The following is a 21,227-nucleotide window of genomic DNA, read 5'->3' as shown; positions in this document are numbered from 1 at the left end:
GCTCAGCGGGAGCGAAGGGCGCGGTACTTGGCGACCAGGGTCGTCGTGGACGGGTCAAGACCCTCCACCCGCGCGCCCTCCGTCAGAGCCGGCTCCACCCGCTTCGCCAGGACCTTGCCCAGCTCGACCCCCCACTGGTCGAAGGAGTCGATGTTCCAGACGGCACCCTGGACGAACACCTTGTGTTCGTACAGCGCGATCAACTGCCCCAGCACCGACGGAGTCAACTCGCGCGCGAGGATCGTGGTCGTGGGGTGGTTCCCCCGGAAGGTCTTGTGCGGCACCAGCTCCTGCGGCACCCCCTCCGCCCGCACCTCCTCCGGCGTCTTGCCGAAGGCCAGCGCCTGGGTCTGCGCGAAGAAGTTGGCCATCAGCAGATCGTGCTGCGCCCGCAGTTCGCCGCTCAGCTCGGCCACCGGCTCCGCGAAGCCGATGAAGTCCGCCGGGATCAGCTTCGTGCCCTGGTGGATCAACTGGTAGTACGCGTGCTGCCCGTTCGTGCCCGGCGTCCCCCACACCACCGGCCCGGTCTGCCAGCCCACCGGCTCCCCGTCCCGCTGCACCGACTTCCCGTTGGACTCCATGTCCAGTTGCTGGAGATACGCGGTGAACTTCGACAGGTAGTGCGAGTACGGCAGCACGGCATGCGACTGCGCGTCGTGGAAGTTGCCGTACCAGATCCCCAACAGGCCCAGCAGCAGCGGCACGTTGGACTCGGCCGGGGCGGTCCTGAAGTGCTCGTCGACGAGACGGAAGCCGTCCAGCATCTCCCGGAACCGGTCCGGCCCGATCGCGATCATCAGGGACAGGCCGATCGCGGAGTCGTACGAGTACCGCCCTCCGACCCAGTCCCAGAACTCAAACATGTTCTCGACGTCGATGCCGAACCCGGACACCTTCTCCGTGTTCGTGGACAGCGCCACGAAGTGCCGGGCGACCGCCTCGGGGCCGGCCTTCAGCTCGCCCAGCAGCCAGTTGCGCGCCGAGGTGGCATTGGTGATCGTCTCGATCGTGGTGAACGTCTTGGACGCGATGACGAACAGCGTCTCCGCCGCGTCCAGGTCCCGCACGGCCTCGTGCAGGTCCGCGCCGTCGACGTTCGACACGAACCGCACCGTGATACCGCGGTCGGTGTAGGCCCGCAGCGCCTCGTACGCCATCGCGGGGCCCAGGTCGGAGCCGCCGATGCCGACGTTGACCACGGTGCGGATCCGCTTGCCGGTGTGCCCCGTCCACTCCCCCGACCGCACCCGGTCGGCGAAGCCGCTCATCTTGTCGAGGACGGCGTGCACCCCGGGCACGACGTTCTCCCCGTCGACCTCGACCACCGCGTCCCGCGGCGCGCGCAGTGCCGTGTGCAACACCGCCCGGTCCTCGGTGACGTTGATCTTCGCACCGCGGAACATCGCGTCCCGCAGCCCGAACACGTCCGTCGCGGCGGCCAGCTCCCGCAACAGCCGCAGGGTCTCGTCGGTGACGAGGTGCTTGGAGTAGTCGACGTACAGATCACCGACCTGGAGGGCGTACGCCTCGCCGCGCTCCGGGTGAGCCGCGAACAGATCTCGCAGACCGGTGTCGGCGAACTCCTCACGGTGCCTGGCCAGAGCGGTCCACTCCGGCCTCTGGTCGAGCCTGGTACGGGCGTCTGCGTTCATTCGGACCTCAGCCTTCTTTCCTAGCTGTCCTGCGTCCCTGCCCCGCTGCCGCACCAACCTAGTTGATCAGCGGGTGGCATGAGTCGTCGTCACGCCGTCCTCCGGCGCAACAACGAGTACGTCGGCGCGACGCGCGGGTATCAGCGCGGCCACGGAGAGGACGAAGAACCCGGCCGTGAGCAGCGCCGGCCAGTTCGGCCCCCACACCGCGGCGACGGCCCCGCCGAGCACCGCCCCGAGCGGCGCCCCGGCCACCGCGAGGGTGCGGAAGGCCGCGCTGACCCGGCCCAGCATCCCGGCGGGGCTGCGCTGCTGCATCAGCGTCGTCGTGTTGACGTTCCACACCATGCCCATCAGCCCGAAGACCGCCAGCGCGGCCACCGCGACGGCCAGGCTGCGCACCAGCCCCACGGCCACCAGCGCGGCGATCTGCACCCCGCCGGCCAGCAGTACGGCCCGCATCCGCCCGAGCCGGTCCACGATCCAGCGGTTGGCCGCTCCCCCGCCCAGGCTGCCGAGCGTGTACGCCGTCAGCACCGCCGCGTACCCCTTGGTGCCCGCGCCCAGCCAGCCGGTCACCACGATCACCAGGGTGGCGATGAGCGCGCCCATCCCGACGTTGCACAGTGCGGTGGCGGCGCACAGCCCGCGCAGGGCCCGGTCCCGCCCGAGGGCGCGCAGTCCTTCGGCGATCTCCCGCCGCAGCGTGCTGCCCGCGGGTCTCGGCTTCCGCTCGGGCGCGGGAACCCGCAGGGAGGCCACGAGCGCGGCGGCGACCAGGAAGGTGACCGCGTCGGCCGCGAAGGGGGCGGCGGCCCCCGCGGCGATCAGCAGGGGCACGACCGGGCCGCCCAGCAGCCCGCCCGCGAGACGCTGCCCGGTCATCAGACGGGCGTTGGCACTGCCGAGCGCCCGGGGCTCCACCAGGGCGGGCAGCAGCGCCGTGGCCGCGTTGTCGAAGAGCGTCTGGAGCGTGGTCAGCGCGAAGGCAAGGGCGATCAGCAGGCCGATCGAGGCGTGCCCGAGGGCCACCGCCAGGGCGAAGCCGCCGACCAGCAGGCCCCGTACCGTGTCCGCCGTCCACATCGCGCGCCGCTGGTCCACGCGGTCCGCGACGGCGCCGCCGAGCAGTCCGAAGACGATCCAGGGCAGATAGCCGCAGGCCGTGACGGAGGCGATGAGCAGCGGGTCATCGGTCAGGGACAGGGCGAGCAGCGGCAGCGCGGCCGTACGCAGCGCGTCGCCGAAGCTGGACAGCACGGCGGCGCTCCACAGCCGCCCGAATCCACCGCGCCACGCCGGCGCACCCGCGTCGACGGCCTCACGCGGTGCACCCGTGTCCAAGGCCTCACGCCCGGCCTCTGCCCCCGTCATGGCTTCCCCTCTGCTCACGATGCGCCGATGCACAAACCGTAGAGGGCACCACTGACAATCGGTCCGCGGCGGCCGGTCCGCCCGGATACGCAACAGGCCCGGCCCCGCGCCTGAAGGCGGCCGACCGGACCTCAAGTCCTAGATCTCGCCCCGCAGTTTGGCGAGCGCCTCGGCCAGGATCGCCTCACCGTCCGCGTCGCTGCGCCGCTCCCGCACATAGGCCAAGTGCGTCTTGTAGGGCTCGGTGCGCGGCGGGGCCGGCGGGTTGTCCTGGTCCTGACCGGCCGGGAAACCGCAGCGCGGGCAGTCCCAGGTGTCGGGGACCTGCGCGTCGCTGGCGAAGCTCGGCTGAGTCTCGTGTCCGTTGGAGCACCAGAAGGAGATGCGCAGACGCGGCGCGGACTCGCCACGCTCGGCCTCGCCCATCGGCCCCGCCCCGACCCGGCTTCCTCGGATCGCGTTGCCACTTGCCACGGTCGTAACTCCCTGCGTGATGGTGCCGCGAAGCGAGTCGGCCTCCGCTCCGCTGCGAGCGCCTCAGTCTACGTAAGGCCCAACGCGCGTCCAGTGATAGGAGTTACCGCTCCCACACAGACGCAAGCCCCATGATAGGCCGCGCTCAGGAGCGCGCACCGACCATGGGGCTTTACGTACGGAATATGCGGTCCCGACCGACGGGCCGCCGCTCGTCAGCTGCTCGTCTTCATCAGTATGCCGAGCACGATGATGCAGGCGAGCCACAGCAGGCCGATCACCACGGTGATGCGGTCGAGGTTGCGCTCGGCGACCGAGGAGCCACCGACGGACGACTGCATACCGCCACCGAACATGTCGGAGAGGCCGCCACCCTTCCCCTTGTGCATCAGCACCAGCAGCATCAGCAGCAGGCTGAAGACGATCAGGGCGATCGAGAACCCCAAAACCACGGCTGGACCAACTTCCTCGGATTCGGATGGACGACGGAGTCTGGCAGGTCATGCCTACCATGCCCCCGCAAGGGTACGACGGATCGCCGCCCGCGCATACTCACGGCCCGGCCCGCCGCCCGCGGCGGGCCCGCGGCCCGGTACCCGCGGCGGGCCCGGCTCACTGCTCGGCGAAGCGCACGATCTTGACGAACTCGTCCGAGTCCAGCGAGGCACCGCCGACCAGGGCGCCGTCGATGTCCTCCTGCGCCATGATCTCGGCGACGTTGCCCGACTTCACCGAGCCGCCGTACTGGATGCGCACCTGGTCGGCGACCTCCTTCGAGTACAGCTCGGCGAGCTTGCCGCGAATGGCGCCGCAGACCTCCTGGGCCTCCGCGGCGCCGCAGACCTTGCCGGTGCCGATGGCCCAGACGGGCTCGTAGGCGATCACGATCGACTCGGCCTGCTCGGCGGGGATGTCCTTCAGGCCCCCCTCGACCTGGGCGAGCGTGTGCGTGACGTGGTTGCCCGCGTCGCGGACGTCCAGCTCCTCGCCGACGCACAGGATCGGGGTCAGGCCGTGCTTGTAGGCGGCCTTGACCTTGGCGTTCACCAGCTCGTCGGTCTCGTTGTGGTACTGCCGGCGCTCGGAGTGGCCGATCGCCACGTAGGTGCACTTCAGCTTGGCCAGCATGGGGCCGGAGATCTCGCCGGTGTAGGCGCCCGAGTCGTGCGCCGAGACGTCCTGGGCGCCGTACTTGATCTTGAGCTTGTCGCCGTCGACCAGCGTCTGCACGGAGCGCAGGTCGGTGAAGGGCGGCAGGACGGCGACCTCGACGGCCTCGTAGTCCTTGTCGGCCAGGGCGAAGGCGAGCTTCTGGACGTGCGCGATGGCCTCGAGGTGGTTGAGGTTCATCTTCCAGTTGCCCGCCATCAGCGGCGTGCGGGTGCTCATACGGTTTCAGTCCTCCAGTGCGGCGAGGCCGGGGAGCGTCTTGCCCTCGAGGTATTCGAGGGAGGCGCCGCCACCGGTCGAGATGTGGCCGAATGCCGACTCGTCGAAGCCCAGCGTACGGACGGCCGCGGCGGAGTCGCCGCCGCCCACGACGGTGAAGCCGTCCGAGTCGACCAGGGCCTGGGCGACCGCCTTGGTGCCCTCGGCGAAGTCGGGGTGCTCGAAGACGCCCATCGGGCCGTTCCAGAAGACGGTGGCGGCGTCGGCGAGCTTCGCGGCGTACAGCTTGCGGGTCTCCGGGCCGATGTCCAGGCCCATCTGGCCGGCGGGCATGGCGTCCGCGGCGACGGAGGCGGGGTGGGCCGGAGCCTTGGTCTTCATGTCCGGGAAGGTGGGCGCGACCAGGGTGTCCACCGGCAGGAGCAGTTCGACGCCGGTCTTGGCGGCGCGCTCGAGGTACTCCTTGACGGCCGGGATCTGGTCCTCCTGGACGAGGGACGTGCCGATCTCGTGGCCCTGGGCCTTGAGGAAGGTGTACGCCATGCCGCCGCCGATGAGCAGCCGGTCGGCCTTGCCGAGCAGCTCGTCGATGACGGCGAGCTTGTCGGAGACCTTGGCGCCGCCGAGCGCGACGACGTAGGGCCGCCGGACGTCCTCGGTGAGCTTCCTCAGGACGCCGACCTCGGTGGCGATGAGGTGGCCCGCGTAGTGCGGGAGGCGGGCCGGCAGGTCGTAGACGGAGGCGTGCTTGCGGTGCACGGCGCCGAAGCCGTCACCGACGTAGACGTCCGCGAGGGCGGCGAGCCGGTCGGCGAACTCGCCGCGCTCGGTGTCGTCCTTGGACGTCTCGCCGGGGTTGAACCGCAGGTTCTCGATGACCGCGACCTGGCCGGGCTGGAGGCCGTCCACGGCGTCGTGGGCGGCCGGGCCGACGGTGTCCTGGGCGAACGCCACGGGGGTACCCAGGAGTTCGCCGAGCCGCTCGGCGGCGGGCAGCAGCGAGAAGGCCGGGTCCGGGGCACCCTTGGGGCGGCCCAGGTGGGAGGCCACGATCACCTTGGCACCGGCCTCGGCGAGGGCCTTGACGGTGGGCAGGACGGCGCGGATGCGGCCGTCGTCGGTGATGACACCGTCGGCCAGCGGCACGTTGAGGTCCGCGCGGACGAAGACCCGCTTGCCGTCCACGCCTTCGGAGAGAAGTTCGTCGATCGTCTTCATGGGGTGGGACTCCTGGGGAAGGGGCTCTTGATCGTACGAGGGCTGATCGATCCGCACGTGGGCGGGTTGTGGTCGTTCGGCCCGCTGTACGTGCGTCAGGGCCCGTACGACGCGTTGGCGCGCCGTCCGAGCCCTGCTCTCACATGGAGATGCCTGCCCTGCCGGTCAGAGCTGGTTGCCGACGAAGACCGTGAGGTCGACGAGGCGGTTGGAGTAGCCCCACTCGTTGTCGTACCAGCCGATGACCTTTACGTTCTTGCCGTCCTGAACCATGGTCAGGGAGGAGTCGAACGTGCAGGACGCCGGGGCGTTGACGATGTCCGAGGAGACGATCGGGTCCTCGGTGTAGTCCAGCAGGCCCTTCAGCTCGCCCTCGGCGGCCTTCTGGAAGGCGGCGTTGACCTCTTCCTTGGTGACCTCGCGGGACAGCTCGATGACGAGGTCGGTGACCGAGCCGGTGGGAACCGGGACGCGCATGGCGATGCCGTCCAGCTTGCCCTTGAGCTGCGGCAGCACCAGGGCGGTGGCCTTGGCGGCGCCGGTGGTGGTCGGGATGATGTTCTCGGCGGCGGCACGGGCGCGGCGCAGGTCCTTGTGCGGGAAGTCCAGGATGCGCTGGTCGTTCGTGTACGCGTGCACCGTGGTCATCAGGCCCTTGACGATGCCGAAGTTCTCGTCGAGGACCTTCGCCATCGGCGCCACGCAGTTGGTGGTGCAGGAGGCGTTGGAGATGACGTGGTGGTTGGCCGGGTCGTACTGGTCCTGGTTGACGCCCATCACGATGGTGACGTCTTCGTTCTTCGCGGGGGCGGAGATGATGACCTTCTTGGCGCCGCCGGCGATGTGCTTCTCGGCGTCTTCCTTCTTGGTGAAGATGCCGGTGGACTCGATGACGATGTCGACGCCGAGTTCACCCCAGGGGATGTCGGCGGGGTTGCGCTCGGACAGCACCTTGATGGTGTGGCCGTCGACGGTGATGGTGTCGGCGGTGTGGGAGACCTCCTGCTTGAGGCGGCCCAGGATGGTGTCGTACTTCAGCAGGTGAGCGGTGGTCGCGGTGTCACCCAGGTCATTGACAGCCACGATCTCGATGTCTGCACCCTGCTCCAGCAGCGCGCGGAAGTAGTTACGACCGATGCGGCCAAAGCCGTTGATGCCTACGCGGATCGTCACGAACCGATCTCCTCGTTGGTACGCCGGTTTCGATGCCGGCGAGCTGTGTTTGGGATGTCCCCGACCACCCACGACCCTACCCCTCCAAGGCCTCCGAAGTGACATCCGGACGCGACCCGGACAGCACGGCTTCGACAAAGGCCCGAACCCGTCGCGCGAGCTGCCTGGATCACCCGATTTCGCTATGGATTGCCCATACCAATTGACCACGTTGGTCACTCGTTCGTGAGCCCCCCAGCTCACTTGTGAAATGCCGCGACTCCGACCAATCCGGACTTCCGGCAAACCCGGCAATTGCCTCACGGAGACCACCCCCGGGGCGGGCTGCCCCACCCTTCGCCCCCACCCCGTCCACCCCGCCTCGCGGTGACCTGGGACGGCGGTCGAGCACCGTCGCCGGCCCGCGCCCGCCGACCCAGGTCGGTCACTGTCGGTAGTTGCCCGAACGACCGACCGGCCACCACCGATCAACCGTTCAGTGCCGGTTGGCCGGTGGTGGCCGGTCGGGATGAGGCGACAGTCGATGTGGGGCGGCGGTCGCTGGGGGCGGCGGTCGATGTGGGCGTGCCGATCGGGACGTGGGGGCCGGCCAGGACATGGGGTCCGGCCGGGCGGTCCGGCCCTGGCGGTCCGGCAGCGGTCAGCCCGCGAGGTTGTCCGCCAGTTCCTCGGAGAGGTTCGCCTCGGTGCCGGGGACCCCGAGGTCGGAGGCCCGCTTGTCGGCCATGGCCAGCAGGCGGCGGATGCGGCCGGCGACGGCGTCCTTGGTCAGCGGGGGGTCGGCGAGCGCGCCGAGCTCTTCCAGGGAGGCCTGCTTGTGCTCCATGCGCAGGCGACCCGCGGCGGCGAGGTGCTCGGGGACGTCGTCGGCGAGGATCTCCAGGGCGCGGGCCACCCGTGCTCCGGCGGCGACGGCCGCGCGCGCGGAGCGGCGCAGGTTGGCGTCGTCGAAGTTGGCCAGGCGGTTGGCCGTGGCGCGGACCTCACGGCGCATCCGCCGCTCCTCCCAGGCCAGCACGGACTCGTGGGCGCCCAGGCGGGTGAGCAGGGCGCCGATCGCATCGCCGTCGCGGACCACCACCCGGTCCACGCCCCGCACCTCTCGGGCCTTCGCGGCGATGGACAGCCGGCGGGCGGCACCGACCAGGGCGAGCGCCGCCTCCGGGCCCGGGCAGGTCACCTCCAGGGAGGAGGAGCGGCCGGGCTCGGTGAGCGAGCCGTGGGCCAGGAAGGCGCCGCGCCAGGCGGCCTCGGCGTCGCAGGTGGCCCCCGAGACCACCTGCGGCGGCAGGCCGCGGATCGGCCGGCCCCGCCCGTCGACCAGGCCGGTCTGGCGGGCCAGCTGGTCGCCGCCCGCGACGACGCGCACGACGTAGCGCGAGCCGCGGCGCAGCCCGCCCGGCGCCATCACGATCAGCTCGGAGCTGTGACCGAAGATCTCCAGGATGTCCCGCTTCAGGCGCCGTGCCGCCATGGCGGTGTCCAGCTCCGCCTCGATCACGATCCGCCCGCTGACCAGGTGGAGGCCGCCGGCGAACCGCAGCAGGGCGGAGACCTCCGCCTTCCTGCAGCAGGTCCGGGTGACGGGGAGCCGGGAGATCTCGTCCTTCACCGCTGCCGTCATCGCCATGGGCCGATCCTTCCATGCATCCGAAAAATACGGTCGTACGCGGCGGCCAGCAGCTCCGGGTCGTGCCGCGGAGTTCCGTCCCTCCGGGCCACCGGCGCTAGCTCGACCGCGGCGCCGAACCGCTTGGCGGCCTCGGTGAGCACTTCGCGGTCGGGCACGGCGGCCTCGTCGGCCAGCACCACGTCCAGGGCGAGTTTAGGGGCGTGTCGTCCCAAAACCTCCAAATGACGCTGCGGGGAGAAGCCCTCGGTTTCTCCCGGCTGCGGCGCGAGGTTCAGGGACAGCACCCGGCGTGCTCTGGTCTCGGTGAGCGCCTCGAGCAGTTCGGGCACCAGCAGGTGCGGGATGACCGAGGAGAACCAGGAGCCGGGTCCGAGCACCACCCAGTCCGCGTCCAGGACCGCGTCGACGGCCTCGGGCACCGCGGGCGGGTCGTTCGGGACCAGGTGCACGGACTGCACCTCGCCCGGGGTGAGCGCGACGGTGGCCTGGCCGCGCACGGTGTCGACGGCCTCGGGCCGCTCCGGGTCGTGCCCCTTGACCAGTGCCTGAAGCTCCAGGGGCACGGCGGACATGGGCAGCACGCGCCCGTGCGCGCCCAGCAGCTTGCCCACCAGGTCCAGCGCCTGGACGTGGTCGCCGAGCTGTTCCCACAGAGCGACGATCAGCAGGTTGCCCACCGCGTGGTCGTGCAGGTCGCCCTGGGAGGTGAAGCGGTGCTGGATCACTCGGGCCCAGGTCTGGCCCCAGTCGTCGTCGCCGCACAGCGCGGCCAGCGCCTTGCGCAGGTCCCCGGGCGGCAGCACGCCCAGCTCGTCACGCAGCCGCCCGCTGGAGCCCCCGTCGTCGGCCACGGTGACGACGGCGGTCAGGTCGCCGGTGATCCTGCGCAGTGCCGCGAGCGAGGCGGACAACCCCATGCCGCCGCCGAGGGCTACCACCTTGGGCTGGGCGCCGCGGCGGCGCGGCCGGGCGCCCCGGGCCTCGGCCGGGCGTGCCGCGCGCGCCGCGAGCGCCTGCCGTGCCGAACGCCCCTCCGGCACCACCCGGCGCAGCCTGCTCAGCCGGGGAGTACGTCTGCTCACTCGCGCCCCATGTCCCGGTGGACGACGACGGTCTCCACGCCCTCGGCCGCGAGCCGCGCGGCGAGCTTCTCCGACATGGCCACCGAGCGGTGCTTGCCGCCCGTGCAGCCGATCGCGATGGTCACGTACCGCTTGCCCTCGCGCCGGTAGCCGGCCGAGATGAGCCGCAGCAGCTCGGCGTAGCGGTCGAGAAACTCCTTGGCACCGGGCTGGTTGAAGACGTACGCGGCGACCTCGTCGTTCAGGCCGGTGTACGGGCGCAGTTCGGGAACCCAGTGCGGATTGGGCAGGAACCGCATGTCGGCGACCAGGTCGGCGTCGACCGGCAGGCCGTACTTGAAGCCGAACGACATCACGGTGGCCCGCAGCTCGGGCTCCTCCTCACCGGCGAACTGGGCGTCCATCTTGGCGCGCAGTTCGTGCACGTTGAGGCTGGAGGTGTCGATCACCAGGTCGGCGTCGCCGCGCAGTTCGCGCAGCAGCTCGCGTTCGGCCGCGATGCCGTCGACGATCCGGCCGTCGCCCTGGAGCGGGTGGGGCCGGCGCACCGACTCGAAGCGGCGCACCAGGGCCTCGTCGGAGGACTCCAGGAAGACGATCCGCCGGGTGACGTGCTTGGCCTCCAGGTCGGCCAGGGACTCGCGCAGGTTGTCGAAGAAGCGCCGGCCGCGGACGTCGACGACGACCGCGATGCGGGCCACGTTGCCCTGCGAGCGGGCACCGAGCTCCACCATGGTGGGGATCAGCGCCGGCGGCAGGTTGTCGACGACGAACCAGCCGAGGTCCTCCAGACATTTGGCGGCCGTGGACCGGCCGGCCCCGGACATGCCGGAGATGATCACCAGCTCGGGAATGGCCGTGTCGGGGACGCCGGCCGTGTCGATGCCCGTACTCACCTGTGCTCCGTTTTCCTCGGGCGCGCGCTCGTGCTGTTCCTCGCGCGGTCCCTCGTGGGACTGATCTCGCTCGGCGCTTCGCCGTGCGTCGTGCTCGGTCATGTCTCCTGCCCCCGTCGGTCGTCCGGGACGCCCGTGGGCACGGGCGCCTCCGCGTCACCCGCCGTCGTCACCGATGGCGCTTCTTCCACGTCTTCCATGATCTCTCCAGTCGCCGTGTTGACGGCCGGTGCGGCCGGGGCCGCCTGGGCGAGGGCCGCGGCGATGGTCTCGGCCGTTTTGCGGCCTATACCGGGTACCCCGCAGATCTGGTCGATTGTCGCGGACCGCAGCCGCTTCACCGAGCCGAAATGCTTGATCAGTGCCTGTTTGCGTGTCTCGCCGAGACCCGGCACGTCGTCCAGGGGGCCGGCCCGGAAGCGCTTGGCCCGTCTGGTGCGCTGGTAGGTGATCGCGAACCGGTGGGCCTCGTCGCGTACGCGTTGCAGCAGGTACAGGCCCTCGCTGCTGCGGGGCAGGACCACCGGGTCGTCGTCGCCGGGCAGCCACACCTCCTCCAGGCGTTTGGCCAGCCCGCACACGGCGATGTCGTCGATGCCGAGTTCGTCCAGGGCCCGCCGGGCTGCCGCCACCTGGGGCTGACCGCCGTCGACGACGACGAGCTGGGGCGGGTAGGCGAAGCGCTTGGGGCGGCCGTCGTCCTCGGTGAGGGCGCCGACGGGTCCGCCGGGTGCGCCGTCGGGCGAGTCACCGGGGGTTGGGTCCGGTGTTCCGCCGGGCGATCCGTCCACGGCGACGTCCTCGCCGTCGGCCCACTCGCCGGTCCTCTCCTTCTCCGCGAGGTAGCGCTTGAAGCGGCGGGTGATCACCTCGTGCATGGAGCGGACGTCGTCCTGCCCCTCGCCGTGCCAGAGCTGCGTGTCTCCGGCACGACCCTTGATCTGGAAACGGCGGTACTCGCTCTTGCGCTGGAGGCCGTCCTCGAAGACGACCATGGAGGCCACCACGTCGTCGCCCTGGAGGTGGGAGATGTCGTAGCACTCGATCCTGAGCGGGGCGCTGTCCAGGTCGAGGGCCTCGGCGATCTCCTCCAGGGCACGCGAGCGCGTGGTGAGGTCGGAGGCGCGCCTGGTCTTGTGCAGGACGAGCCCCTGCTGGGCGTTGCGCTGCACGGTCTCCATGAGCGCCTTCTTGTCGCCGCGCTGCGGGATGCGCAGCGAGACGTTGGAACCGCGGCGCTCGGCGAGCCACTCCTGAACCGGCTCGACCGGGTCGGGCAGGGCCGGGACGAGGACCTCCTTGGGGACGGCGTCCCCGCTCTCCTCGCCGTACAGCTGCTGAAGGGCGTGCTCGACGAGGGCGCCGGTGGTGACGTCCTCCACCTTGTCGGTCACCCAGCCGCGCTGGCCGCGCACCCGGCCGCCGCGCACGTGGAAGATCTGCACCGCGGCCTCCAGCTCGTCCTCGGCGACGGCGATGAGGTCGGCGTCGGTCGCGTCGGCGAGCACGACCGCGTTCTTCTCCATGGCCTTCTTCAGGGCCTCGATGTCGTCGCGCAGGCGGGCGGCCCGCTCGTACTCCATCTCCTCGGCCGCCTCGGTCATCTGCTTCTCCAGGCGGCGCAGATACGTGCCGGTGCGGCCGGCCATGAAGTCGCTGAAGTCCTCGGCCAGTTCGCGGTGCTCCTCGGCGGAGACGCGGCCGACGCAGGGCGCGGAGCACTTGCCGATGTAGCCCAGCAGGCAGGGGCGGCCGGTACGGGCGGCGTTCTTGAAGACACCGGCCGAGCAGGTGCGCACCGGGAAGACGCGCAGCAGCAGGTCGACGGTGTCGCGGATGGCCCACGCGTGCCCGTACGGACCGAAGTAGCGCACGCCCTTCTTCTTGTGGCCGCGCATCACCTGCACGCGCGGGAACTCCTCGTTCATCGTCACCGCGAGGTACGGGTAGCTCTTGTCGTCGCGGTACTTGACGTTGAACCGGGGGTCGAACTCCTTGATCCAGGAGTACTCCAGCTGCAGCGCCTCGACCTCCGTGGAAACCACCGTCCACTCCACGGACGCGGCCGTGGTGACCATGCTGCGGGTGCGCGGGTGGAGGTTCGCGAGGTCCTGGAAGTAGTTCGCCAGGCGCTGGCGCAGGCTCTTCGCCTTTCCGACGTAGATGACCCGGCGGTGCTCGTCGCGGAAGCGGTAGACCCCGGGAGAGTCCGGGACGTCTCCCGGCTTGGGGCGGTAGCTGGAGGGGTCGGCCATGACTCAACCCTACTGTCGGGCGCTGACACCGCGGCGGCCCTCCACACCCCGGGCCGCGGCGCGCCCCGGGCGGGGCGGCTTCCCCGGCCGGGAGAGCACTTCCGTCGTGTCCCGGGTGTTGTCGGGACTGGGTCAACACGCTTCAATGCGGGGGAACTCGGGGCCGTGAACGACGGCGTACGGATGTGAAGAACCTCTGCCTTCGCGCGGGCGGCCCCGACGACCCGCGTGAGGGGTCCGCCGAGCGGCCCGCACCTTCACAGAAAGGCCCGCGCATGCCGCACGCCCCACAGCAGGCGGACGTCGCCACCGCGGAACTGGACACGGCCCTGCGGGGCGGCCCCTTCCACGTGGCGCTGCGCGCCGCGATCGCCGCCCGTGGGCTGCCGTTGCAGCGCGTGCAGCACCATCTGACGCGCTACGGGGTGAAGGTCGGCGTCACCAGCCTCAGCTACTGGCAGCAGGGCGCCCGGCGCCCGCAGCGCGCGGAGTCGCTGCGGGCCGTGCGGGCGCTGGAGGAGATCCTGCGGTTGCCCGACGAGTCGTTGATCCGGCTGCTGGCCGACGCCGACGAGCACGCGGCGGCCGGGCGGCCCGCCGTCCGCTCCTACCGCTCCCTCGTTCAGACCTCAAACGTGCTGCGCGGGCTGCTGGCGGAGCTGGACTGTCCGCCCGGCGACGGGCTGCACGTGCTCGGACACCACGAGCGGGTGCTGATCGGGGCGCGGCGCGAGCTCGCGGGCCGCGAGTCCCAGCACATCGTGCGCGCCCACCGGGACGGCGTGGACCGTTTCGTGGCCGTCCACCACGGCGATCCGGGGTGCGCTCCGGAGCGGATGACCGTGCACGCCCTGGAGAACTGCCGTACCGGGCGGATACGCCGGCACCACGACACCGGAGTGGTGGTGGCCGAACTGCTCTTCGACACCCGGCTGCGGGCCGGTGACACGTTCCTGTTCCGGCACGGCGTGGAGGACGGGACGGCCGGGACGACGCGCGAGTACGTCCGGGAGTTCGCCTCCGCCGGCGGCCAGTACGCCCTTCAGGTGCGGTTCGACGCCGGCACCCTGCCGGTGCGCTGCCACCGGTTCACCCAGGCGTCCGCGGCGGCTCCGCGCAGCGGCCGCCGGGACCTGCCTGTGAGCGAGCGGCACCGTTCGGTGCACCTGGTGGAGCCGCGCGTGCGGTCGGGGACCCTGGGGGTCGGCTGGGACTGGGAGTGAACGGGCCGGGCCGGCGGGCGGCCGTCAGGCGCCGGGTCCGGCGACGAGCCGGCCGCCCTGCACGCGCACCGGCAGTTCGGGCAGCGCCACGCTGGCCGGGGAGCGCACCACCTCGCCGGTCGTGGCGTCGAACTCGCTGCCGTGGCAGGGACAGATCAGCTTCGTGCCCTCCAGCTTGTTGATCGGGCACTGCGCGTGCGTGCAGATCGTGCTGAACGCCTTGAGGGTGCCGTCCGCCTCCCGGCTGACCACCACGTTGTGGTCCCGGTACAGCTTGGCGCCGCCCTTGGGGACCTCGCTCTCGGCGCCGAGGTCGACCGGCGCGGTGGGCGTGGCGGGGGTCGAGACGCCGCCGCCGATCGGTCCGCAGGCGGTGAGCCCGAGCGCGACGGCGGGGGTGAGGGCCGCTCCCCGCAATATCGTGCGGCGGCTCGCGGCGGGATGGCCGGACATGAAGGCCTCCACTGGTCAAGGGGCTGGACACGCCGACGATACCCAGCGGGTCCGGACCGTACGGGGGCGGGTCGGGCGGATCGGGGTGGGTCGGGCGGACCCCCCGGGCCGGCGTTTTACCTCCGGCGCGCGATGGGATAGCTTCCCGGGCCCGAGCTGTCCGAGGAAGGAACCGACTCGTGATCGTCGTCGCCGGTGAGGCCCTGATCGACCTGGTACCGCGGGGAAGGGGCGCCCTCGCGGACCTCAGACCGGCGCTCGGCGGCGGCCCGTACAACACGGCCGTCGCGTTGGGCCGCCTCGGCTCGCCGACGGTGTTCTGCTCGCGCACGTCGTACGACGCCTTCGGCGAGGCCCTGCTCGACGGGCTGCGGGGGGCCGGGGTGGACGTGTCCGGTGTGCAGCGCGGCGCCGAGCCGACCACCCTGGCGGTCGCCACGGTCGGCACCGACGGCTCCGCCGCGTACTCGTTCTACGTCGACGGCACCGCCGACCGTCTGTTCACCGCGCCGGCGGCGCTGCCCGCCGGGACCCGCGCGGTGTCCTTCGGTACCTGTTCGCTGGTGCTGGAGCCGGGCGCGAGCGCCTACGAGGAGCTGATGCGGACGGCGTCCGAGCAGGGTGTGTTCACCGCGCTCGACCCGAACATCCGGCCCGGGCTGATCGCGGACGCGGACGCCTACCGGGCGCGCTTCGCGAGCTGGCTGCCCTCGGTGTCCCTGCTGAAGCTCTCCGAGGAGGACGCGGAGTGGCTGGGCGGCACTCCGCGCGAGTGGCTGGCCGCCGGGCCCTCGGCGGTGGTGATCACCCACGGCGGCGACGGGCTCACCGCGTACACCCGGGACGGCGCGGAGCACTCCGTGCCGGGCGAGAAGGTCGACGTCGTCGACACCATCGGCGCGGGCGACACCGTGAACGCGGCCCTGCTGCACGGACTGTCCGTCCAGGACGCCCTCTCCGCCGAGGGCCTCGCGGGCCTCGGCGCGTCCGGCTGGAGCCGGCTGCTGCGGTTCGCGGCACGCGCGGCCGCGATAACCTGCTCGCGCGCGGGAGCGGAGCCGCCGTACGCGGCGGAGGCGGGCGCGCCGTAGGCGTCCGGGGCGAGTCGCGCCCCGCGGGAGTGCCCGCGGGGCGCGGCCCGTCTGCCGGACGGTGCCTCAGGCCTTGCGGGCCCGCGTCGTCTTCTTCGCGGGCGTCGCCTTCTTGCTCGCCGTGCTGTTGACGGCCTTGGTCGTCGTCCTGGCCGCCGCCGTCCTGGCCGTGGCCGTCTTGCGGGTCGTCGACGCGGCCGCGACGGCCTTCTTGGCGGCGGTCCCTCGCGAGGCCTTGGCCGAGGAGGCGGCGTCGCTGATCCGGTCCGGCTGGAGGATCTCGCGCAGGAACTTCCCGGTGTGGCTCGTCGGCACGCCGGCGACCTGCTCGGGTGTGCCCTCGGCGACGACCAGGCCGCCGCCGGCACCGCCCTCGGGGCCCATGTCGACGACCCAGTCGGCGGTCTTGATCACATCGAGGTTGTGCTCGATGACGATGACCGTGTTGCCCTTGTCGACCAGTCCGGACAGCACCTTCAGCAGCTTGCTGATGTCCTCGAAGTGCAGACCGGTGGTGGGCTCGTCCAGGACGTAGACCGTGCGTCCGGTGGAGCGGCGCTGGAGTTCGCTGGCGAGCTTCACGCGCTGCGCCTCACCGCCGGACAGGGTGGTCGCGGACTGACCGAGCCGGACATAGCCGAGACCGACGTCCTTGAGGGTCCTGAGGTGGCGGGCGATCGCCGGGACGGCCTCGAAGAACTCCGTCGCCTCCTCGATCGGCATGTTCAGCACGTCGGCGATGGACTTGCCCTTGTAGTGGACGTCCAGGGTCTCCCGATTGTAGCGGGCGCCGTGGCAGACCTCGCAGGGGACGTAGACGTCGGGCAGGAAGTTCATCTCGATCTTGATGGTGCCGTCGCCCGCGCAGTTCTCGCAGCGCCCGCCCTTGACGTTGAAGGAGAAGCGGCCGGGCTGGTAGCCCCGGACCTTCGCCTCGGTGGTCTCGGCGAACAGCTTGCGGACGTGGTCGAAGACACCGGTGTACGTCGCCGGGTTGGACCGCGGGGTGCGGCCGATGGGCGACTGGTCGACGTGCACCACCTTGTCGACGAGATCGTCGCCGTCCACGCGCGTGTGCCGGCCGGGCACGTTGCGCGCGCCGTTCAACTCGCGGGCCAGGTGCGTGTAGAGGATGTCGTTGACCAGCGTCGACTTGCCGGAGCCCGAGACTCCGGTGACGGCCGTGAACACGCCGAGCGGGAAGGACACGTCGATGTCCTGGAGGTTGTTCTCCCGAGCGCCGTGCACGGTGAGCTGCCGCGACGGGTCGAGCGGGCGCCGGATGTCGGGCAGCGGGATCGCCTTCTCGCCGGACAGGTACTGCCCGGTCTGCGACTCGGCGTTGGCGAGCAGTTCCTTCAGGGAGCCGCTGTGCACGACCTTGCCGCCGTGCTCGCCGGCGCCGGGGCCGATGTCGACGATCCAGTCGGCGGTCTTGATGGTGTCCTCGTCGTGCTCGACGACGATGAGCGTGTTGCCCATGTCGCGCAGCCGGACCAGGGTCTCGATCAGCCGGTGGTTGTCGCGCTGGTGCAGGCCGATGGACGGCTCGTCGAGGACGTACAGGACGCCGACGAGGCCGGAGCCGATCTGCGTGGCCAGACGGATGCGCTGGGCCTCGCCGCCGGAGAGCGTGCCGGCCGCGCGGTTCAGCGAGAGGTAGTCGAGGCCGACGTCGACCAGGAACCGCAGCCGCTCGTTGACCTCCTTGAGCACCCGCTCGGCGATCTTCTTGTCGCGGGCGTCGAGCTTCAGCCCGCGCAGGAAGTCCGCGCAGTCGCTGATGGACATCGCGGAGATCTCGGCGATCGACCTGCCCATGAGCGTGACCGCGAGGACGACCGGCTTCAGGCGCGTGCCCTCGCAGGTGGGGCAGGGCACCTCGCGCATGTACCCCTCGAAGCGCTCGCGGCTGGCGTCGCTCTCGGCCTCGCTGTGGCGGCGCTTGACGAACGGCACGGCGCCCTCGAAGGGCGTGGTGTAGACGCGTTCGCGCCCGTACCGGTTGCGGTACCGGACCTCGATCTGTGTCTTGTGGCCGTAGAGCAGGGCCTTCTTGGCGCGCTGCGGAAGGCCCGCGAAGGGGATGTCGGTGCGGAAGCCGAGGGCTTCGGCAAGGGCGCCGACCAGCCGGCCGAAGTAGTCCTTGGTGTGCCCGTGCGACCAGGGGTGGATGGCGCCCTCGTCGAGGGTCTTCTCCTCGTCCGGGACGATCAGCTCCGGGTCGACCTCCATGCGGGTGCCGATGCCGGTGCACTCGGGGCAGGCGCCGAAGGGCGAGTTGAAGGAGAAGGAACGGGGCTCCATCTCCTCGAAGGACAGGTCGTCGTACGGGCAGTACAGGTGCTCCGAGTACATCCGCTCGCGCTCGGGGTCGTCCTCGGGCAGGTCGACGAAGTCGAGCACGACCATGCCGCCGGACAGGCCGAGCGCGGTCTCGACGGAGTCGGTGAGGCGGCGCTTGGCGGAGTCCTTGACCGTGAGGCGGTCGACGACCACCTCGATGGTGTGCTTCTCCTGCTTCTTCAGCGTGGGCGGGTGGGAGAGCTGGATGGTCTCGCCGTCCACGCGCGCGCGGGAGTAGCCCTTGGTCTGGAGGTCGGCGAAGAGGTCGACGAACTCGCCCTTGCGCTCGCGCACCAGCGGCGAGAGGACCTGGAAGCGGCTCCCCTCCGGAAGCTCCAGCACCTTGTCGACGATGGCCTGCGGCGACTGGCGCGAGATCGGGCGGCCGCACTCGGGGCAGTGGGGCTTGCCGATGCGGGCGAAGAGCAGCCGCAGGTAGTCGTAGACCTCGGTGATGGTGCCGACCGTCGAGCGCGGGTTGCGCGAGGTCGACTTCTGGTCGATGGAGACCGCCGGGGACAGACCCTCGATGAAGTCGACGTCCGGCTTGTCCATCTGGCCGAGGAACTGGCGGGCGTACGAGGAGAGCGACTCCACGTAGCGCCGCTGGCCCTCGGCGAAGATCGTGTCGAAGGCCAGGGAGGACTTGCCCGACCCGGACAGGCCCGTGAAGACGATGAGCGAGTCCCGAGGCAGGTCGAGCGAGACGTTCTTCAGGTTGTGCTCGCGCGCGCCACGGACGATGAGACGGTCGGCCACGCCGGTCCGCACCTTTCTTGAGAGAAGTGACAGGGGCGGGGCCCCCGTGCTTTCTCAGACTAGGGGGAGCCACTGACAACGCCGGGCGGGATTCCCGGATGCACCCGGATACACAACAAACCCCGGCTCTCCAGCATGCCCGATGCCACGCCCGAGCTTATAGCACGTACATTCGATTTACGGTCGTTCTTCGCCACCTTCACCCGAAGGTGTGGTGGGACTAGGGTCGGCGTCATGATTGATCACGTGCGCGACCTGGCGTCTGTGCGGGACGCAACCGAGCGACTGCTGACCGCAGTCGGCAAGCTGGACAACGCGGCTGTGACCGACCAGTCACGCCTGCCCGGCTGGACCCGGGGTCACGTCCTGTCCCACCTCGCCCGCAATGCGGACGCACTGGTGAACGTGTTCGAGGGCCGTCCCATGTACGCGTCCGCCGAGGCCCGGGACGCCGACATCGAGCGGGACGCCCCGCGCCCTCTCGACGCCCAGCTCGCCGACGTGCGCGAGAGCGCGGCCCGCTGGCAGGAGACGGCGGACGCGCTCTCGGACTGGTCGCGGACGGTGGAGCTGCGCAACGGCGTCACCGACTCCGCGTCCCGGGTGCCGTTCCGGCGCTGGGTGGAGGTCGAGCTGCACCACGTCGACCTCGGGATCGGCTACGAGCTCGAGGACCTTCCGGCGGAGTTCGTCGAGCGGGAGATCGGGTTCCTCGCGGAACGGTTCACGAACCATCCGGAGGTTCCGGGCATCGCGCTGATGGCCCAGGAGGACGCGGTCCGCCTCGAGTGGTGCACGGGCCGGCAGCTCGACGACGAGCCGATCGTCGTCCTGGGCCCCTCCACCGCACTGCTGGGCTGGCTGTCGGGGCGGACGCGGGGCGAGGGCGTGGACGTCCTCGACGAGGGGGTGGCGCTGCCCGTGCTGCCCACGCTGTAGCCGCGTGCGCGGTGGTCCCCGGGCGGCTGCCCCGCTATAGGCTGACGGCCATGACGTACAGCGGAGAGGTGAAGGTCGGCGGCCCGGCGGACGTCCACGAGCTGAAGGACCTGATGATCACGAAGATCGCGGTCGGCCCGATGGACAACAACGCCTATCTGCTGCGCTGCCGGGCCACGGACGAGCAACTGCTGATCGACGCGGCCAACGACGCGCACACGCTGCTCGCCATGATCGGTGACGACGGCATCGCCTCCGTGGTCACCACCCACCGGCACGCCGACCACTGGCAGGCGCTGGCGGAGGTCGTGGCGGCCACGCTCCCGCGTACGTACGCGGGACGGGACGACGCCGAGGGCATCCCGGTGCCGACCGACGTCCTCGTGGACGACGGCGGCACCGTCCGTGTGGGGCAGGTGGAACTCACCGCACGCCACCTCGTCGGCCACACCCCCGGCTCGATCGCGCTCGTCTACGACGACCCGCACGGCCACCCGCACGTGTTCACCGGGGACTGTCTCTTTCCCGGCGGAGTCGGCAACACCCACAAGAACCCGAAGGCGTTCGCCGACCTGATCCACGACGTGGAGACGAAGATCTTCGACGCCCTCCCGGACGAGACCTGGGTCTACCCGGGCCACGGCAACGACACGACGCTGGGCGCCGAGCGCCCGCATCTGCCGGAGTGGCACGCGCGCGGCTGGTGAGCGCACGGCGGTTGTGGACGGCGAGTGGTGGGCAGCGGCGTACGGCCGTACGCCGCTACGCCTCCGCCCGCGGCAGGCCGGCCAGTGCCGCGACCCGCTCCACCGCGAACGCGTAGCCCTGCACTCCGCATCCGGCGATGACGCCGTCGGCACGCAGGGAGACGTACGAGCGGTGCCGGAACTCCTCGCGCTGGTGGATGTTGGAGATGTGCACCTCCACCACCGGCAGCCCGTCACAGGTGTTGAGCGCGTCGAGGATCGCGACGGAGGTGTGCGAGTAGGCGGCGGGGTTGATGACGATTCCGCAGTGGTTCAGCCGGGCCTCGTGGATCCAGTCGACCAGTTCGCCCTCGTGGTTGGACTGACGGAAGTCGACCGTACCGCCGTGCGCGGCGGCCGCCTTGACGCACAGCGCCTCGACGTCCGCGAGCGTGTCGGAGCCGTAGATCTCCGGCTGCCGCTGCCCGAGCAGGTTCAGGTTGGGGCCGTTGAGAATCATGATCGGGGCGTTGGCCAGGGTGCGGGGCACGGTTCCTCCGGTCCGTTCGTCCTACGGCGGC

18 protein-coding genes are annotated in these 21,227 nt (G+C 71.1%); 4 read left to right on the top strand and 14 right to left on the bottom strand.

Annotated elements, in window-relative coordinates; genetic code table 11:
* Positions 1-2 precede the first annotated feature (2 nt).
* The 11 genes from pgi to uvrC form a co-directional block, all read right to left on the bottom strand.
* Entirely contained in the window at positions 3-1,655 is a 1,653-nt protein-coding gene (pgi, locus tag ACIHCX_RS04075; RefSeq protein WP_400026316.1) for a glucose-6-phosphate isomerase, read from the bottom strand.
* Between the two features lie 66 nt (positions 1,656-1,721).
* Positions 1,722-3,029: an MFS transporter gene (locus ACIHCX_RS04070; protein WP_400026315.1), complete on the bottom strand. Its 1,308-nt coding sequence runs from the start codon at positions 3,027-3,029 to the stop codon at positions 1,722-1,724.
* Positions 3,030-3,167: 138 nt separating this feature from the next.
* Positions 3,168-3,503 (bottom strand): RNA polymerase-binding protein RbpA, encoded by a 336-nt coding sequence (locus ACIHCX_RS04065; protein WP_073952427.1) that lies wholly within the window; start codon positions 3,501-3,503, stop codon positions 3,168-3,170.
* A gap of 215 nt (positions 3,504-3,718) precedes the next feature.
* On the bottom strand, positions 3,719-3,955 hold the full coding sequence (gene secG, locus ACIHCX_RS04060; protein ID WP_100569504.1) for a preprotein translocase subunit SecG: 237 nt from the start codon (positions 3,953-3,955) through the stop codon (positions 3,719-3,721).
* 160 nt (positions 3,956-4,115) lie between these two features.
* Positions 4,116-4,892 carry a triose-phosphate isomerase gene (gene tpiA / locus ACIHCX_RS04055; RefSeq protein WP_400026313.1) on the bottom strand — a complete coding sequence of 259 codons (777 nt, stop codon included), beginning with the start codon at positions 4,890-4,892 and terminating at the stop codon, positions 4,116-4,118.
* A 6-nt stretch (positions 4,893-4,898) separates the two neighbouring features.
* Positions 4,899-6,110, bottom strand: coding sequence for a phosphoglycerate kinase (locus ACIHCX_RS04050; RefSeq protein WP_400026311.1), 1,212 nt, complete (start codon positions 6,108-6,110; stop codon positions 4,899-4,901).
* A gap of 165 nt (positions 6,111-6,275) precedes the next feature.
* The gene (gap, locus tag ACIHCX_RS04045) at positions 6,276-7,283 is read right to left on the bottom strand and encodes a type I glyceraldehyde-3-phosphate dehydrogenase (RefSeq protein WP_100569507.1); all 1,008 of its coding nucleotides are present in this window, start codon (positions 7,281-7,283) and stop codon (positions 6,276-6,278) included.
* Between the two features lie 640 nt (positions 7,284-7,923).
* Positions 7,924-8,913, bottom strand: a complete 990-nt coding sequence (whiA, locus tag ACIHCX_RS04040) for a DNA-binding protein WhiA (protein ID WP_400026309.1) — start codon at positions 8,911-8,913, stop codon at positions 7,924-7,926.
* Complete coding sequence (gene yvcK / locus ACIHCX_RS04035; RefSeq protein WP_400026307.1) at positions 8,904-9,998, bottom strand: uridine diphosphate-N-acetylglucosamine-binding protein YvcK; 1,095 nt, start codon at positions 9,996-9,998, stop codon at positions 8,904-8,906. The genes whiA and yvcK overlap by 10 nt, the downstream gene beginning before the upstream one ends.
* The gene (gene rapZ / locus ACIHCX_RS04030) at positions 9,995-10,996 is read right to left on the bottom strand and encodes an RNase adapter RapZ (RefSeq protein ID WP_400026306.1); all 1,002 of its coding nucleotides are present in this window, start codon (positions 10,994-10,996) and stop codon (positions 9,995-9,997) included. Before rapZ ends, yvcK begins: the two co-directional genes overlap by 4 nt.
* Complete coding sequence (gene uvrC / locus ACIHCX_RS04025; protein ID WP_400026305.1) at positions 10,993-13,149, bottom strand: excinuclease ABC subunit UvrC; 2,157 nt, start codon at positions 13,147-13,149, stop codon at positions 10,993-10,995. Before uvrC ends, rapZ begins: the two co-directional genes overlap by 4 nt.
* Before the next feature lie 275 nt (positions 13,150-13,424).
* Here uvrC and ACIHCX_RS04020 point away from each other — a divergent pair, with 275 nt between their 5' ends.
* Positions 13,425-14,372 carry a hypothetical protein gene (locus ACIHCX_RS04020; protein ID WP_400026303.1) on the top strand — a complete coding sequence of 316 codons (948 nt, stop codon included), beginning with the start codon at positions 13,425-13,427 and terminating at the stop codon, positions 14,370-14,372.
* 24 nt (positions 14,373-14,396) lie between these two features.
* On the opposite strand, the gene ACIHCX_RS04015 is transcribed toward ACIHCX_RS04020, so the two are convergent.
* Positions 14,397-14,825 (bottom strand): Rieske 2Fe-2S domain-containing protein, encoded by a 429-nt coding sequence (locus ACIHCX_RS04015; RefSeq protein WP_400026302.1) that lies wholly within the window; start codon positions 14,823-14,825, stop codon positions 14,397-14,399.
* Positions 14,826-15,004: 179 nt separating this feature from the next.
* On the opposite strand from ACIHCX_RS04015, the gene ACIHCX_RS04010 reads away from it, so the two are divergent.
* Positions 15,005-15,916 carry a carbohydrate kinase gene (locus ACIHCX_RS04010; RefSeq protein ID WP_400026300.1) on the top strand — a complete coding sequence of 304 codons (912 nt, stop codon included), beginning with the start codon at positions 15,005-15,007 and terminating at the stop codon, positions 15,914-15,916.
* Between the two features lie 66 nt (positions 15,917-15,982).
* Here ACIHCX_RS04010 and uvrA read toward each other — a convergent pair whose 3' ends face one another.
* Complete coding sequence (uvrA, locus tag ACIHCX_RS04005) at positions 15,983-19,021, bottom strand: excinuclease ABC subunit UvrA (protein WP_400026298.1); 3,039 nt, start codon at positions 19,019-19,021, stop codon at positions 15,983-15,985.
* Between the two features lie 234 nt (positions 19,022-19,255).
* Here uvrA and ACIHCX_RS04000 point away from each other — a divergent pair, with 234 nt between their 5' ends.
* Both ACIHCX_RS04000 and ACIHCX_RS03995 read left to right on the top strand, forming a co-directional pair.
* Entirely contained in the window at positions 19,256-19,960 is a 705-nt protein-coding gene (locus ACIHCX_RS04000; protein WP_400026296.1) for a maleylpyruvate isomerase family mycothiol-dependent enzyme, read from the top strand.
* Positions 19,961-20,010: 50 nt separating this feature from the next.
* On the top strand, positions 20,011-20,667 hold the full coding sequence (locus ACIHCX_RS03995; protein ID WP_400026294.1) for an MBL fold metallo-hydrolase: 657 nt from the start codon (positions 20,011-20,013) through the stop codon (positions 20,665-20,667).
* 55 nt (positions 20,668-20,722) lie between these two features.
* Here ACIHCX_RS03995 and aroQ read toward each other — a convergent pair whose 3' ends face one another.
* Positions 20,723-21,196 (bottom strand): type II 3-dehydroquinate dehydratase, encoded by a 474-nt coding sequence (aroQ, locus tag ACIHCX_RS03990; RefSeq protein ID WP_400026292.1) that lies wholly within the window; start codon positions 21,194-21,196, stop codon positions 20,723-20,725.
* Between the last annotated feature and the right edge of the window lie 31 nt (positions 21,197-21,227).

The sequence above is a fragment of the Streptomyces sp. NPDC052043 genome, assembly GCF_044548235.1.
Lineage (GTDB): Bacteria > Actinomycetota > Actinomycetes > Streptomycetales > Streptomycetaceae > Streptomyces.
This window is presented reverse-complemented; position numbering and strand designations above follow the sequence as displayed.